Source organism: Candidatus Abyssobacteria bacterium SURF_5, assembly GCA_003598085.1.
Lineage (GTDB): Bacteria > Abyssobacteria > SURF-5 > SURF-5 > SURF-5 > SURF-5.
In genome coordinates this window covers 1-14,280 of the sequence record QZKU01000023.1, presented here as the reverse complement: position 1 = coordinate 14,280, position 14,280 = coordinate 1, and the positions used below count along the sequence as shown (strand labels likewise).

Below are 14,280 nucleotides of genomic sequence, written 5' to 3'. Positions count from 1 at the left end.
ACATTTCGACTTCCGGAAAATCGAACCCCCAAAAAATAAGGGGTTTTTGCAGATTTTTGACCAAACCCAAGCCCAAAGTGTCCAAAATGAGTAAGAAGGCCTCGGCAGCGGAAGAACCGGAATGCGCCGGCGACCCTTTCAACATTGTTTATGGACATGTGCACACTTTCCCGCAGGTGGACTTCGTGCTCGGGGGGACCTACGATTACATGGTTTTTTCCCGCGAGTACTACAGTGTCGCCGAGTATGACGGACCCTTTGGATACGGGTGGACTCACAGTTACAACTTCACGCTCACGAAGCGGAGCGACGAGATGTTCGAGTTCATGAACCAGGAAGGCAAGCTCAATTTTTTCGCATTTTTTCCTGGCAAGAAGGAATTCCAGCCCGGCCCATGGAATACATACACGCTTACTCGCGAGCTTATCAATCCCGGCGAGCCGCATCCATTGTACAGGATGATCTGCATCGCGAAAGACGGAACAAAATTCATCTTCCCGGATGCATTTTGGAAGGAGCCGCACGTTCCAGTCCATGTGTCCGCGATTGAATATAAGGATGGGCGCTCCATCAAGTTTGTGCCCGATGACGGCTCATTGCCGACGCAGATCATCGATCCGCACGGGCGCGTTATCCGCCTCTCATACTCCGACGGGCGCGTAACAGAGATCTTTGAACCGGGCAGACCGCCCGACCGCCCCATCCGTTACGGCTACGATGAGATCGGCAACCTGACGCAGGTCTCACACCCGGTCAGCCCCGATGTCATCTACACCCGCCGTTATTATTATCAGGACCCTAACGATCCTCATAACCTGACGCGCTTGCAGGACGAGCATGGTTTCTCGATGTCTTATGAATACGATCAGAACGGGAGATGCATTCTTACGTATGGCGATAATAACGGGCAGGGACCGCTTTACAAATACATCAACCAGTACAAGCCGGAAGAACACCAGACGGTGATGGCCCGCTGTCGCGGGACTGAGATGTTTATTGAAGTCGTCACCTATAACAACACGGGACATATCGTGAGAAGAGAGTACCCGGATTCGGGCGAGATCGAGAAGTATAAGTACATCACAAAGGGTGGTCAATTCACCGTGGAAAAAACGGAAATCGACTCTTCGCAATCCTCCGTTTTCAGGAAGGTCGTGGAGTTCGACGAAAAATTCAATGTGACCGGCGTTTCCGTTGGAACGACCGAAACGGAAGGCGAAACCCCGGATACTCTCCAATTAAAGATTTCCTACAACGACCCCGATAATCCTGCCAAACCAACAAGTATCGTGGATCAAAATGACAACCTGCTGGAAATTCCTGCGGATGCTCTCGATAAAATCGAAGAACTTTTTCGAGTCAAAGAAGCCGAAGCCCTGGGACGACTCCCGGATATCAAGGGCTTCCTTGCAGAGAGTGAAGACGGAACCCCCAGTCCGGAAGAGTGGCGGGTGTCTCATGACGAACATGGGTTGGTTCAGAAGATAACTGGCGGAGCTGGACACGAAACTGGATTTCTCTATGACGGCGCGGGTCGAATCGTCCAACTTGTCGAGAAAAAAGGTGATAAGGAAAAAAAGGCGCAGGTTGCTTATGATTGGCTGGGTCGTGTAACCAAAGTCGTCATGATCGAGCCGAACGGTGAGACCCGGACGGAATCCTATGAGTACGATGCGCCCGACAAGTTTTATCCAAACGCATGCTACGCAATCAACAAGATCGGATACGACGGGAAGAAAACACAGTTTGTTTACAGGAGAGGGGACTTCCTCTGGAAAGTGGTTCAGTACGAAAACGGCGGCGTGTCTTCCATTACCACGTATGAATACGATTCCTTTGGAAACCTCATCAAGGTGATTCTTCCTGATGGGCGCACGATAACAGCCACCTACGACTCGCGCGATCGCCTGATAGATATCCAGGGCCCCCGCAGCCTGCTGGAATATGCGCTATCGTGATTCCGCAGTTGCCGGTTGAGCGCCTGCCAACCCTCCCCTCAGTTGCAGCCCATCGGTAATGGCAACGATTCCTCCGTATGAAGCGGGGCCAGGATTACTTCCATCCCGCGCTCCGCGCGAGCCCTGCTCCCGAGATCTCCCTGATTGATCGCGATCTCAACTGAACCTCTGTTGTTGAGGAACAGAAAATCTCCTTCCGCAACATCGCTGTACGTGCGAACGAATCTCGCAGAAAAACAATCTTCGCCAATGGTGAGTATGGCGCAAAAACCAGGTTGAACTCCCAACGCTTCAACAAATCGAATCGGAATATTCGTGATGATGTTCCCATAGTTATCAACGTGAAGGATAGCTCCTCGGACTGCTTCTTCTTTCAATACGGCTTTCGGTGCACTCAGCTCTTCCATACCCGATAGCGGCGGCCCTACGGATTCGAATGGAACTCCTGTCGCCAGATGTCCGGCCACAGGCCCGAAAATGTCGCGCGCGTGGAAGGTGCTCGAAATCTCACCGGGATGCATGAGTGCACCATTTGTTATCTCGCGTATCTCGACGACGCCGGCGTCGTTTCCCGCAATCGAAAGAATCCCGTTGTCCGGCCCGACAAAAATCTTCTTGTTCTCCGTCAATACTGTGATACCCTTGCGCTCGGAGCCGACTCCCGGGTCCACAACCGCCACAAAGATTGTGCCGCCCGGATATTCCCTTGCCGCTTCCGCAAGCGTATAAGCTCCTCCCCAAATATCGTACTTCTCCACCTGGTGAGTTATATTCTCTATGCGCGCGTCCGCATTTGCGCTGTAAATAGCCCCCTTTAACGCGCCGACATAATGGTCTCGTTCTCCAAAATCTGTCAGCAGAACAATCAGCGGCTGTCTTTCGACTCTGTCCGCCGCCATTCGCGCACAGCCGGCAATCATTAGCCCGAACACGAAGAGGCACATCCAATTGAAAAATTTCATCTCGGCTTCCCTTTCCCCATCCATTTTCCCCGAAGCGCCACTATGCTATAGCACCCGGCGGGACATGTCAAGAAAGGACCGGCTCAGGTGCCCGACGTAGCGCAGGCTTCCCAGCCTGCATCTTGTCCTATCCCGCTGTACCGCAAACCGGCGACAACTTATAAAAAGGTCGCACTAATTTCCGCCTTGTCTGCTGATTTGGATTATGATAAAGTAATCGCCGCCGCTCCGGCATCATAAAGTCCTTTCAGAGAAATTTCCTTGGAGGAGGCTATGTCGAGCAATTTCCTTGTTGAAGAACGCGACTCAATCTGCACGATTACCATCAACCGCCCCGATCGCCGCAACTCGTTCACCCTTGCCATGTGGAAAGAATTCACCGCCCTCATGCGAAGCTTGAACCATAAGAATCACATTCACGCCGTCATCATCAGGGGCGCTGGCGAAAAATCGTTTTCATCCGGCATCGACCTCGCCGAATTGGCCTCCACAGGAAGATCGATCACCGACCCGTCCTCCTGGGAGGATATCGGCATCGAGGAGGCGATGCACAGCATCACCGAGTTCCGCTACCCTGTCATCGCCATGGTAAACGGATATGCAATCGCGGGCGGATGCGAACTCGCGCTCCATTGCGATATCCTCATTGCCGCCGATACCGCCAAATTCGCCATGCCGCTCGCCAAAATCGGACTGCTCGTGCCGTTCCCGCTCGCGCAACGGCTCGTGAACGCTGTCGGCGTCACCTACGCCCGCGAAATGCTTTACACCGGCAGAATGGTGTCTGCCGCCGAAGCGAAGCAGATGGGAATGGTCAACGAGGTCGTCCCGCTTGCCCAACTGCAGGAGCGGGTACAGGCTGTCGCCGGTGAAATCGCCGCCAACGCCCCTCTCTCGCTGGAAGGAATGAAGAAAACGCTTTCCCGATGCTTCGCCTATGAGCAAAAAATAGATTTCTCCGACCTGCGCGAACATATGGGAAAATGCCTTTCGAGTGAAGACGTGATCGAAGGGATTACCGCTTTCATCGAGCGCCGCAAACCGGTGTTCAAGGGAAAATAGGAAGAACTCTGATTCCTTCGAAACGGAGGTTCAACATGCATCCGGCACTCAACACCACCCTCTGCAAACATCTTGGCATCGAGAAACCGATTGTCCAGGCGGGAATGGGATTCGTCGCGCGCGCCGAACTCGCTGCAGCCGTCTCCGCGGCCGGGGGGCTCGGAGTCATCGGCGCCGCTTTCCTGACACTTGATGAGCTTCGCGATGCGATCCGCCAGGTGAAAGACCGCACGGATAAACCGTTCGGTGTCGACATCCTTTTCGCGACCTACGGCCGGCCTTCCGCAGACCCGCGCGTAGAAGAGTTCACCGATGAGGTGAGAAGGCAGATCGATATCGTCTTTGAGGAAGGCGTACCCATCCTCGCTTCAGGATTGGGCAATCCCGCCCCCGTCGTTCCACAGGCGCACGAGCTGGGTATCAAGGTCATCTCGCTTGTCGGCAATACGAAAAACGCGAAACGCGTGGCCGCCGGCGGAGTCGATATCGTCGTCGCGCAAGGATACGATGGCGGCGGGCATACCGGCAGGGTTGGCACGCTTGCGCTCGTGCCGGCTGTCGTCGATTGTGTCAAACAACCCGTCGTTGCCGCCGGAGGAATCGCGGATGGACGCGGACTCGTCGCCGCGCTCGCGCTCGGCGCCGTCGGAGTCTGGATGGGCACCCGCTTTGTCGCCAGCAAAGAAGCCTACGCACACATGAACTATAAGAACAAGATCGCCGAGATCGACGACGAAGGCACCGTCCGCACGCGCTGTTTCACCGGAAAACCGTGCCGCGTCATCAAGAACAGGACAAGCTCCGAATGGGAAACGCGCGAGGCCGAAATCGAGCCGTTCCCGATCCAGATTCAGAAGATCAGCGAGTACATCGGCGAAAACATCTACGAGGCGGCGCGACTGCACGGCAAGATCGATATCGGCTCCTGCGCCGCCGGACAATCTTCCGTCCTGATCCACGAAGTGACAAGCGCTGCTGATATCGTAAATAAAATAGTCGCCGAAGCGGATGAAATTTTGACGAAACTGTCGGCGTAGGGGAGGAGGGATTCATGAACCGCAGCAAACCGCTCATCGCCGAACGACTCATATCCGTCTGCGAATCAGATCCATCAAAGCTTGCCATCAAGTACGAGCGTGACAGCTTCACCTTCGAGCAGTTGCTCACCCGCGTCTGCCAGCTGGTGAACGCCCTGCACAACCTCGGCGCGCGCAAGGGCGACCGCGTCGCGATCCTCTCTCAGAACTGCCACCAATACCGCGAGCTCTTCTGGGCGGTTGCTCTCGGAAATTTCATGATTGTCCCGGTCAATTACCGGCTCTCCCCGCGCGAAATCGCATACATCCTGAACGATTCGGAAGCAAAAATCCTCCTTGTCTCGGATGAGTACTCCTCGCTGATCGAGTCGATTAAAAATCGTCTTACCTCCACCAAACATTTTATCGGCATCCAGACCGCGGCCGCCGGCTTACGCGATTACGAGGAATTAATATCATCAGCTTCATCCGCTCCGCCGCCATCATTGCCTGCCGCCGACGATTTGATATGGCTGCTCTATACCAGCGGCACCACCGGCCTTCCCAAAGGCGCCATGCATACCCATCGTAGCGTAACCGCGCTCGTAGATCTCGCGGTCTCCAATTTCGCAATCGATGAAGCCACGCGCTCGCTCGTGGTTACTCCATTCTACGCGCTCAGCGGCGGCGGGTGGGACTCGATTTGCTCGTGCATGGGAAGCACCACCGTCATCCTGCGCAACTTCAACCCGGTCGAAGTGCTCGAAACCATACAGAACGAACGGATCACCGACGTCCACCTCGTGCCCGCCATGATCAACTTTATCGTCAACTGCCCCGACTTCGACCAGTTCGACCTCTCCAGCCTCCAGCGGATTACGTACGGCGCCTCTCCCATGCCGCCCCAGCTCATGCGAAAGGCGATGGAAAAGATCGGCCCCATCTTCATCCAGGACTTCGGATGCGCGGAAGGCGGTCTCATGACCCTGTTGCCGGAAACCGAGCACGTTCTCGAGGGGCCCGAAGAACGCACGCGCCGCCTCACCTCCTGCGGAAAGGGATTGCCGGAGCTCGATGTGCGAGTGCTCAATGAGCAGGGGCAGGACGTTAAACCGGGCGAAGTCGGCGAACTGACCGTCAAGGGCGACACCGTCATGGCCGGCTATTGGAAAATGCCCGAGGCTACCGCGCAGGTGCTTCGCGACGGCCGGCTCCACACGGGCGACCTCGCCACCGTTGATTCCGAGGGCTGGATATACATCGTGGACCGCAAGAAAGACATGATCATCAGCGGCGGCGCCAATATCTATCCGCGCGAGGTCGAGGACGTCCTGTTCGCGCATCCGGCCGTGCTCGAGGCCGCCGTCATCGGAGTTCCCGACGAGAAATGGGGCGAAAACGTGAAAGCGCTCGTGGTCCTGAAACCGGCAATGCAGTGCTCGGAAGAAGAATTGATCAATCACTGCAAGGCCAACCTTGCCAGCTACAAAAAACCGAAAAGCATCGAGTTCGTCGATTCTCTGCCGCGCAACCCCAGCGGCAAAGTTCTGAAACGCGTCCTCCGCGAGAAATATTGGGCGGGCCAGGATCGCCAGGTTTACTGATACCGCAAAGGGGACGCATTCCGTGTTCAATGGAGAAGCCGAACCATGGAAAACGATTTGTGCCGTCTCACCGCCAGACAACTGCTTTCGGCATATCGGCGGCGAAAACTCTCGCCTGTGGAAGTCGTGGAAGCCGTTCTTCAACGGATCACGTTGGACGGTCCGAAGCTGAACGCCTTCTGTACGCTTCTCCCGGATGAAGCGCGCAAACAGGCGCGAAAAGCCGAAAAAGCTTACCTTAAGAAACAGGACGCTCCTCCACTTCTTGGAGTCCCCGTTTCGATCAAGGACCTCATTTTCACCAAAGGAGTCCGCACCACCGGCGGCTCAAGACTCTTCGAAAATTTCGTTCCGGATGAGGATGAACCCGCAGTCGCTCGCTTGCGAGCGGCCGGCGCCGTCATTATCGGAAAAACGAATACGCCGGAATTCGGTTATAAAGCCGCAACCGATAACCCGCTGTTCGGCATCACGAGAAATCCGTGGAACACGGATAAAACCCCCGGCGGCTCGAGCGGAGGCGCGGCCGCATCCGTTGCGGCCGGCATGTGCCCGATCGCGCTCGGAAGCGACGGCGGCGGCTCGATCCGAATTCCCAGTGCACTCTGCGGCGTCTTCGGCCTGAAGCCCTCCTTTGGGCGCGTGCCCAGATACCCATCGTTCCCCGGCTGGGAAACCCTTGCGCATACCGGCCCCATCACTCGAACCGTCGCCGATGCCGCACTCGTTATGGATATCATCGCCGGACCCGACGAGCGCGACCGGTCTTCTTTACCGCCAATCAGCGGTGCCTTCTCCCGCTCGCTGAGCGGCGCCGTGAAGGGCACGAAGATCGCGTGGAGCCCTACATTGGGTTACGCGACGGTCGAGCCGGAAATCCTGAAAATCACAGGCGAGGCCGCCAAACTCTTTCGCCGCGCGGGATGCAGGGTCGAAGAGATCAATCCCGCCTTGGAAAACCCTGAAGCCGAGCTCAGCATTTTTGTGATGGCCGATTTTCAAGCGGCAATCGGCGATTCTCTCGAAGATAACCGCGAAAAAATGGACCCGCGCCTCGTGACGCTTGTCGAGATGGGGAAGAATATCTCTGCGAAAGAGTACGTGCAGGCCTCTTTCCGCCGACAAGTCTTTCATGAGAGGGTGCAGAAAATCTTCGAAAAATACGATTTCCTTCTGACGCCGACAACCGCCGTCGCCGCATTCCAGGCAGGGAAAATGGCGCCGGAAACCGTCGCCGGCCAGAGGCTCTCTCCGCTGGCGTGGATGCCGTTTACCTATCCGTTCAATTTCACGGGCCAGCCCGCGGCATCGGTTCCGTGCGGCTTCACTGAGGATCATCTTCCTGTCGGACTCCAGATCGTCGGGCGCAGACACGACGACGCAGGAGTGCTTCGACTTTCGGCCGTTTTCGAAAAACTCTACCCGTGGCCGGACTTCGTCCCTACTCCCGTGCGCGATTTCACCAGCAAGAACAACTAAGGAACCAAACGAATGGACGTATCAAGCAGGCTTCTCAGGGCAGGCGACGCAAGCGGTAGCGGCCGCGTGCGCGAATACCGACTCGGCGGCGATCGGCGGTTGGTGCAGATTACCACCTTCTGCCCTTCCGTCATCGGGCCCGGGCCCACTCATTTGTACCTTATCATCGACGAGGAAATTATCATTCTCGTCGATACCGGAATACCAACCAATCTGGCGAAGGATCTCTTCTATTACTGGCGCAATCAGAGAATACCGGCCGAAGTCGAAGCTCTGCCCGACAATCACAGCGAACAACAGCTTCTGAGCGCGCTCGCGCTCGCGGGCGTCGACCCCAAAACAATCGATTTCCTCGTTATTACCCATGGGCACCCGGACCATTACCTGCTCGGCCGGCGCATCGTGGAATTGTCCGGCGCGCGCGTCGCGGCGCACGTTTCCGATTCGCACCAGATCACTAATCCCTGGGCAATGGTGAAATTCTGGGTCGAGCGCAGGCCCGCTCTCATGGCCATCGGAATGCCTCCTCCCAAACAGGGCGGCCGCAGCAACGCATCCGCCAATCCGGAAACCACCGACCTTTCGCTCCGCGTTGATTGCCCAATCGCGTTCGACGGCCGTCTCAGACTCGATAACTTCGAGAAGGACTGGCTGTGCGTCCGGCACTACGCCGGACATTCCCCCGGTGGAATCGGACTCTTTGTTTATGATCAATCCGAAAAAGAATCGATCTTCTTGTGCGGCGACACGCTGCTTTATCCCATTACGCCTCATCCCGACGACCTGATCGCGTACCTGCGCACGCTGAAGTATATGAAGGACCTGAAAGACGTGGCCATCGTTCTGCCGGCGCACGGTAAGGCCATCCTCAAACTACATGAGCGGCTGGAATTCCTCGATAAACACCACGAGCATAGGCTCCGCCTCACATACGACGCGTGCCGCAAACCCCGCAGCATCTGGGAAATCGCAACAATGAGGCGCTACTTCGATGTGCACGTCGATCCGACAAAATTCAATCCGCTAGCAGGACAGGAAGCCTTCGTCCACGTCGAATTGCTCCAGATTGCGGGCGGTTTGCGCCGCTCGCATATCGACGGCTTCGTGCATTACTTCATTAATTCCGGCGAAAAATTCGAGGACGTCTACGCGCGCATCCAGTCAATCATTAACGACGAAAACAGCACGATCCTGCTCAGACGATAAGCAAGGATGTTTTCTTGAAAAAAAAGGAGAACCACATGAAGCTGGCGAAGAAAACCGCAATTGTTACGGGCGCGGCCTCAGGTATCGGCAGAGCGATTGCCTATGCCTTCGCGCGCGAAGGCGCAAAAATTGTGGCAGCCGATATCAATGCCGAGGGCGGAGAAGTCACCGTTTCTAAAATCAAGGGTGACGGCGGCGAAGCCTTCTTTATCGAAGCCGATGTGTCCGATTCGGACGCCGTCAAGAACCTAATCGATCGGGCCACATCCAAATATCGCACTCTGGACATCATGGTAAACAACGCCGGCGTCGAAATATTCAAGCGGCTCGCCGACACCGACGAGGCGGCATGGGACCGCGTCATCGCAATCAACCTGCGCGGTGTTTTCCTGGGAACTAAATTTGCTGTTCCAAGAATGATCGAGAACGGCGGCGGAGTGATCGTGAACATGAGTTCGGTGGCGGGCATCATGGGCGCCGGCGGCCTGAGCGCCTATAACGCATCGAAAGGGGGCGTCGTGCTCCTCACGAAAAATACCGCCATGGATTACGGCAGAAAGAATATCCGCGCAAATTGCATTTGCCCCGGATTCATCCGCACCCCCATGGTCGAGGCCGTCATGGGATTGCCCGGCGCCAACGAAGTCAAAGATTACCTCAACAGCCTCAGCCCTGCAGGACGGTTTGGCGTTCCGGAAGAAGTCGCCAATTGCGCCGTTTTCCTCGCTTCAGACGATTCCTCTTTCGTCAACGGCCACGCCCTCGTCGTCGACGGCGGCATGAGCGCCGGCTGGCAAATCGACGTCGAAAAGATGATGGGCTGAAGAGGTGATGGGATAGAGAATGCAAATATGACCTAAACACTCAAGTAAATAAAGTACTTCGCTCGGTCCGCCAAATCCCGCCGAATTCGTCCCGGGCCCTAAAGGAGAGAAGGCTGAGTGTCACCCCAAACACTCAGCCCAATGAGGAGAGGTCTACGGGTTGCCCCATAGCTTGCGAAGATTATAGCATATCAACTTTCTTAAGGCAAGTCTTTTTCAAAAGATTTTTTGTGATGAGTCGCCAGAGACGTGATAATACCCTGATGAGTAAGGACTTATGCCGTCAACTACCTTCCCGCCTGTTTGTTAACAATACAGATCGGGAAAGGCGAGAACCAGGCGCTGCATCCGCCTCATCCGCCAGTACGGCCCAGCACTTCATACCCCATACTTGACCATTTCAGGCCAGTCAGTAGATATTATCCATCGCCTCAAAAACGAAATTGCGGATCATGCCGCGGTCGGGGATCGTCGCCATCATGCCGTACATCGGCGCCGAGCCTTCATTGGCAGTCGAGGGGTTAGCCTTCACATGCTCGACCGAAGCCCGCAAATCTGTCAGGAACTGGTCGACCACCTTCTCGTGCGCCAGCGTAATCATCATGTGCAATGCCGACGGCTGCTGCTGGCGGTCCAGATGCCACCCGCGCGCCTCCATCGCGTCGGCCAGCGCAAACACGTTGAATTCATCCGACGTGAACGCGAAAACGCTCATAACCGGCTTGCCCAGGATATGCAAACCTGGAATCGCGCTGATTCCCTTGATGAGCGCCTCCGTCGTCGACATGATCTGTTTCGCGTTGCGCAGATATCCATCCTCGCCCATTGCCTGCATCGTCGCCCACGCGGCCGCAATCGAACCTGCCGGACGCGTGCCCGCCATCGTGGGAGACATGTACACTCCGCCGCACCAGTCGGTATACACGAAGAATTGGTGGCGCCTGATATCCGGATTCCGATAAAGCACCGTTGACGCCCCCTTCGCCGCAAAACCGTATTTATGAATGTCGGCGGATATCGAGGTCACGCCATCCACCCGGAAATCGAATTCCGGCACCGGGTACCCGAGCTTCTTCACGAACGGCAAGAGGAATCCGCCAAGGCACGAATCCACATGCATTCCGAGTCCCCGCTCTTTCGCCGCCGCCGCCAGCTCGGCAATGGGATCGACCACGCCGTGCGGATACGACGGCGCCGAGCCAACCAGCATGATCGTGTTCTGATTAATCGCCCGCCGCATCGCCTCGACGTCAGCCCTGAAATCCGCCTTCACCGGAATCCGCACGGAGGCCACGTCGAAGTAGTGCGCCGCCTTCTCGAATGCCGGATGCGCCGTCGCGGGCAGGAGCATCTCGGGGTTCTTTATCTCAGGCCGGGTCGAGCGGAACCAGTCGCGATGCGTCTTCACTGCCATTAATATGCTCTCGGTCCCGCACGAGGTCATGGTGCCCGTAACGTTCTCATCGCCGCCAAGGATGTCGGCCGTCATCGCGACGACCTCGGTCTCGAATTTCTTTATACTCGGAAACGCCAGCGGGCTCAGGCCGTTCTCGGAAAAATATTTGGTGTACGCGCTTTTCAGAAAAGACGTGTGCTCTTCTCCCGCGTAATACACCAGGCTCCACGTGCGGCCTTCCTTCCAGTTCGCATCGCCCTCATGCAGATCGTCCAAATGCTCGAGGACCTTTTCCCTCGGCAATCCCTGTTTCGGCAGCTTCACGTTTTCTCTCGCCATTTCGAAACTTCTCCTTGTTCTGGCCCCGGCTACAGCAGCCCCGCAGCTTCCAAACCCTTTACCACGTAATCAAAACCGAGCTGTTCGAGCTTGTTCCGGCTCGGGCACCCGGTCTTGATGTCCCAGCCGCGTTCCTCATAATAATCGTCGAGCAGGCGTTCGATATCCGCCCTCGTCAACGTCTTCGTCTGAAAATAATCTTTCATCTCGAATTCGCCGCCTGCCGCCTTCAGCGGCTCAAACCATTTTGCCGGTGGAGCGTCCTTGCTGCGGTCGAATCCCTCGCGCCAGTTCAGAACCTTGTAAAGATTCCACACCCGCTCGCCCGCCTCCATCAGCGCGCGCTTGTCCATCTCGATTCCCGTCGCGGTCGAGAAGAGACGCGCACAGATGTCGGCGCTGTAAAAACGGTTGTTCTGGCTGCGGATGCAAACCCCGAGCGAGTCGAAGACCGCGAACCAGTCCTCGGAATACCGCGTGAAGCGGCCGACATTGAATCCGAACGGACTGTCCATGATACGGGCCACCGCGTCCGGCGGCGCTCCCATTCTGTCCGCATGTTTGCCGAACATCTCGAGCGGCGCTCCGGCATTATACGAAGGCGAGCCGCCGGACTGATGATGCCCGCCGCGCGGGTTCACCAGTTGCTCGAATTCCATTGTTCCTAAGCCCTTTTCGCGCGGATCGAAGAAGGTGCCGAGCCCCTTGACGTGAGAGGTGAATCGGTCCGGATCGAGCCCAAACTCGCTTGCCGCGGCGGTCCAGCCTTCAGCAAGGATATCGCCGACGCCCTGCCGGAAACTGATTTTCTCCACCAGATCGCGCATCGTCTCGTAATTCCGCTCGATCTTGCCGAACTGGTCTTCCCGTATCGCCCCCGCCTCGCCGGCCTCCAACAGAAGCTGGAATATGCTTTCGAACTCCTGCTGGCCCAATCCATACCGGTTCTGGAGGTTCACGATGTGCGTCGCCTTCGGATACTCGGGAATATTTCCTTTCATCGCGGTCTGCGCGATGATCCCGTAGCTGTGCGTGTACGTCTTCATGCCGCTGAACTCGCCCTCCGGCACGACGAGGATGTCCTTGTCCGCGATGAAACACGAGGGGCACGCGCACCGGTCTCGCTTGAGGCGGTTGTAAACGTTCAGGCCGTACGGGCCTTCCTCGCCCAGCATGAACGAGCCGCCCGCATTCAAAATGCCATAGGCGACCGCCGCCGAATGAAGTTTGTAATTCCTTGCCCGGTTGAACAGCTTATTGACCTCGTGCATGAAGCCCTTCGGGTCGGCCACTTTAATTCCGCCGCTGCCGCGCGCAATGATCGCCTTCAGATTCTTTGAGCCCATTATGGCGCCGAAGCCCGCTCGTCCCAGCGTCGCTGATTTGTCCACGAGTGCGATCGCAAACTTCACCAGGTTCTCGCCGGCCTGCCCGATCGAAATTGCCGAGCAGCGCCCATGGCGCGCCCACAGAGAATCGACAGCTTCGTAAATATCCTTTCCCCACAGATCGCTTGCATCGCGAATCTCGACCTTCCCGTCATCGATAAAAACATAAACCGGCGCGGCGGCCTTGCCGGTAATAACAATATGATCATAGCCGGCGCGTTTCATCGAGAAACCGAATGTGAGGCTCCCGCTGCCGGCCGAGACCGCATTCGACAACGGAAATTTCGATGTGCCGACAATGCGCGAGGCGCCGGGCGTCATCGTCCCGATCAGCGGCCCCGCCCCGAGGATGAGCGGGTTCTCCGGCGAAAGAGGGTCGACTCCCGGTTTGAGATGGTCATACGCAAGCTTGTTGTTGATGCCGAGGCCGCCGAGAAGCCCGCGGCAATCGCCCGGATCGAGCGGCTGCCTGTCGATCGTCCCGCTCGTAAGGTCGATGAACAGTATCTTGCCAGCGTACCCGAAATATTCCGTTCTCATGGCGCCTCCACCCGGGTCAATGCCCCATAGACGCAGTAATCGGCGCAGATCGAACACTGCAGGCAATCCTCGTCGAAACGTGCAGCCTTGCCGTCGTCCTCCGTCCGGATGATCCTGATCTTCGCCAAGTCCGGATTGAAGACCTCGTTGTAAGTGAACGAGCAGATCAACTGGCAGTTCAAACAACCGGTGCACTTGTCGAGGTCGATCAATATCTTCGGATTATTTTCGTCCACGTGCGCCATAAAAACCTCGTTTCCAGAACTACAGCTTGTTGCTGTTCACATCAGGCAAGCTCGACTAATTTTTGTACCGGCTGCATTCTGCCGTTCTCTTAAATTCCCCCTTTAGGAAAGGGGGACTAAGAGGCTGTCCCGTAATTGAGATTTGTCTTCCTCTGCCAGACCCTGGATTCCTGCTTTTGCAGAGATTTTATTGAAACAGTTTATTTTACATTTTCATCTCTTCATTTGAATCGAAAGTCGAGTTTGAAGTCATAAAGCCAA

Annotated in this window: 11 protein-coding genes; 7 read left to right on the top strand and 4 right to left on the bottom strand. The window is 56.3% G+C overall.

Going from position 1 to position 14,280, the window contains the following annotated elements:
* Positions 1-56: 56 nt before the first annotated feature.
* Positions 57-1,958, top strand: a complete 1,902-nt coding sequence (locus tag C4520_02565) for an RHS repeat protein (GenBank protein ID RJP25378.1) — start codon at positions 57-59, stop codon at positions 1,956-1,958.
* Positions 1,959-1,996: 38 nt separating this feature from the next.
* On the opposite strand, the gene C4520_02560 is transcribed toward C4520_02565, so the two are convergent.
* Positions 1,997-2,944 carry a hypothetical protein gene (locus tag C4520_02560; protein ID RJP25377.1) on the bottom strand — a complete coding sequence of 316 codons (948 nt, stop codon included), beginning with the start codon at positions 2,942-2,944 and terminating at the stop codon, positions 1,997-1,999.
* A gap of 249 nt (positions 2,945-3,193) precedes the next feature.
* Between C4520_02560 and C4520_02555 the strand changes: the two genes are divergently transcribed.
* The 6 genes from C4520_02555 to C4520_02530 are packed head-to-tail and all read left to right on the top strand — an operon-like array spanning position 3,194 to position 10,111.
* The gene (locus tag C4520_02555; GenBank protein ID RJP25376.1) at positions 3,194-3,982 is read left to right on the top strand and encodes an enoyl-CoA hydratase/isomerase family protein; all 789 of its coding nucleotides are present in this window, start codon (positions 3,194-3,196) and stop codon (positions 3,980-3,982) included.
* 35 nt (positions 3,983-4,017) lie between these two features.
* Complete coding sequence (locus C4520_02550) at positions 4,018-5,019, top strand: nitronate monooxygenase (GenBank protein ID RJP25375.1); 1,002 nt, start codon at positions 4,018-4,020, stop codon at positions 5,017-5,019.
* Positions 5,020-5,033: 14 nt separating this feature from the next.
* Complete coding sequence (locus tag C4520_02545) at positions 5,034-6,602, top strand: long-chain-fatty-acid--CoA ligase (GenBank protein ID RJP25374.1); 1,569 nt, start codon at positions 5,034-5,036, stop codon at positions 6,600-6,602.
* Between the two features lie 45 nt (positions 6,603-6,647).
* The gene (locus C4520_02540) at positions 6,648-8,081 is read left to right on the top strand and encodes an amidase (GenBank protein ID RJP25373.1); all 1,434 of its coding nucleotides are present in this window, start codon (positions 6,648-6,650) and stop codon (positions 8,079-8,081) included.
* A 12-nt stretch (positions 8,082-8,093) separates the two neighbouring features.
* Positions 8,094-9,287, top strand: a complete 1,194-nt coding sequence (locus C4520_02535) for an MBL fold metallo-hydrolase (GenBank protein RJP25372.1) — start codon at positions 8,094-8,096, stop codon at positions 9,285-9,287.
* A gap of 35 nt (positions 9,288-9,322) precedes the next feature.
* Positions 9,323-10,111 (top strand): SDR family oxidoreductase, encoded by a 789-nt coding sequence (locus C4520_02530; GenBank protein RJP25371.1) that lies wholly within the window; start codon positions 9,323-9,325, stop codon positions 10,109-10,111.
* 409 nt (positions 10,112-10,520) lie between these two features.
* Here C4520_02530 and C4520_02525 read toward each other — a convergent pair whose 3' ends face one another.
* From C4520_02525 to C4520_02515, 3 genes are read right to left on the bottom strand one after another with little or no spacing between them, the layout of a single operon-like run.
* Positions 10,521-11,846, bottom strand: coding sequence for an aspartate aminotransferase family protein (locus C4520_02525; GenBank protein ID RJP25370.1), 1,326 nt, complete (start codon positions 11,844-11,846; stop codon positions 10,521-10,523).
* Between the two features lie 29 nt (positions 11,847-11,875).
* Entirely contained in the window at positions 11,876-13,774 is a 1,899-nt protein-coding gene (locus tag C4520_02520) for a hypothetical protein (GenBank protein ID RJP25369.1), read from the bottom strand.
* Positions 13,771-14,019 carry a hypothetical protein gene (locus C4520_02515; GenBank protein ID RJP25368.1) on the bottom strand — a complete coding sequence of 83 codons (249 nt, stop codon included), beginning with the start codon at positions 14,017-14,019 and terminating at the stop codon, positions 13,771-13,773. The genes C4520_02520 and C4520_02515 overlap by 4 nt, the downstream gene beginning before the upstream one ends.
* Positions 14,020-14,280 lie beyond the last annotated feature (261 nt).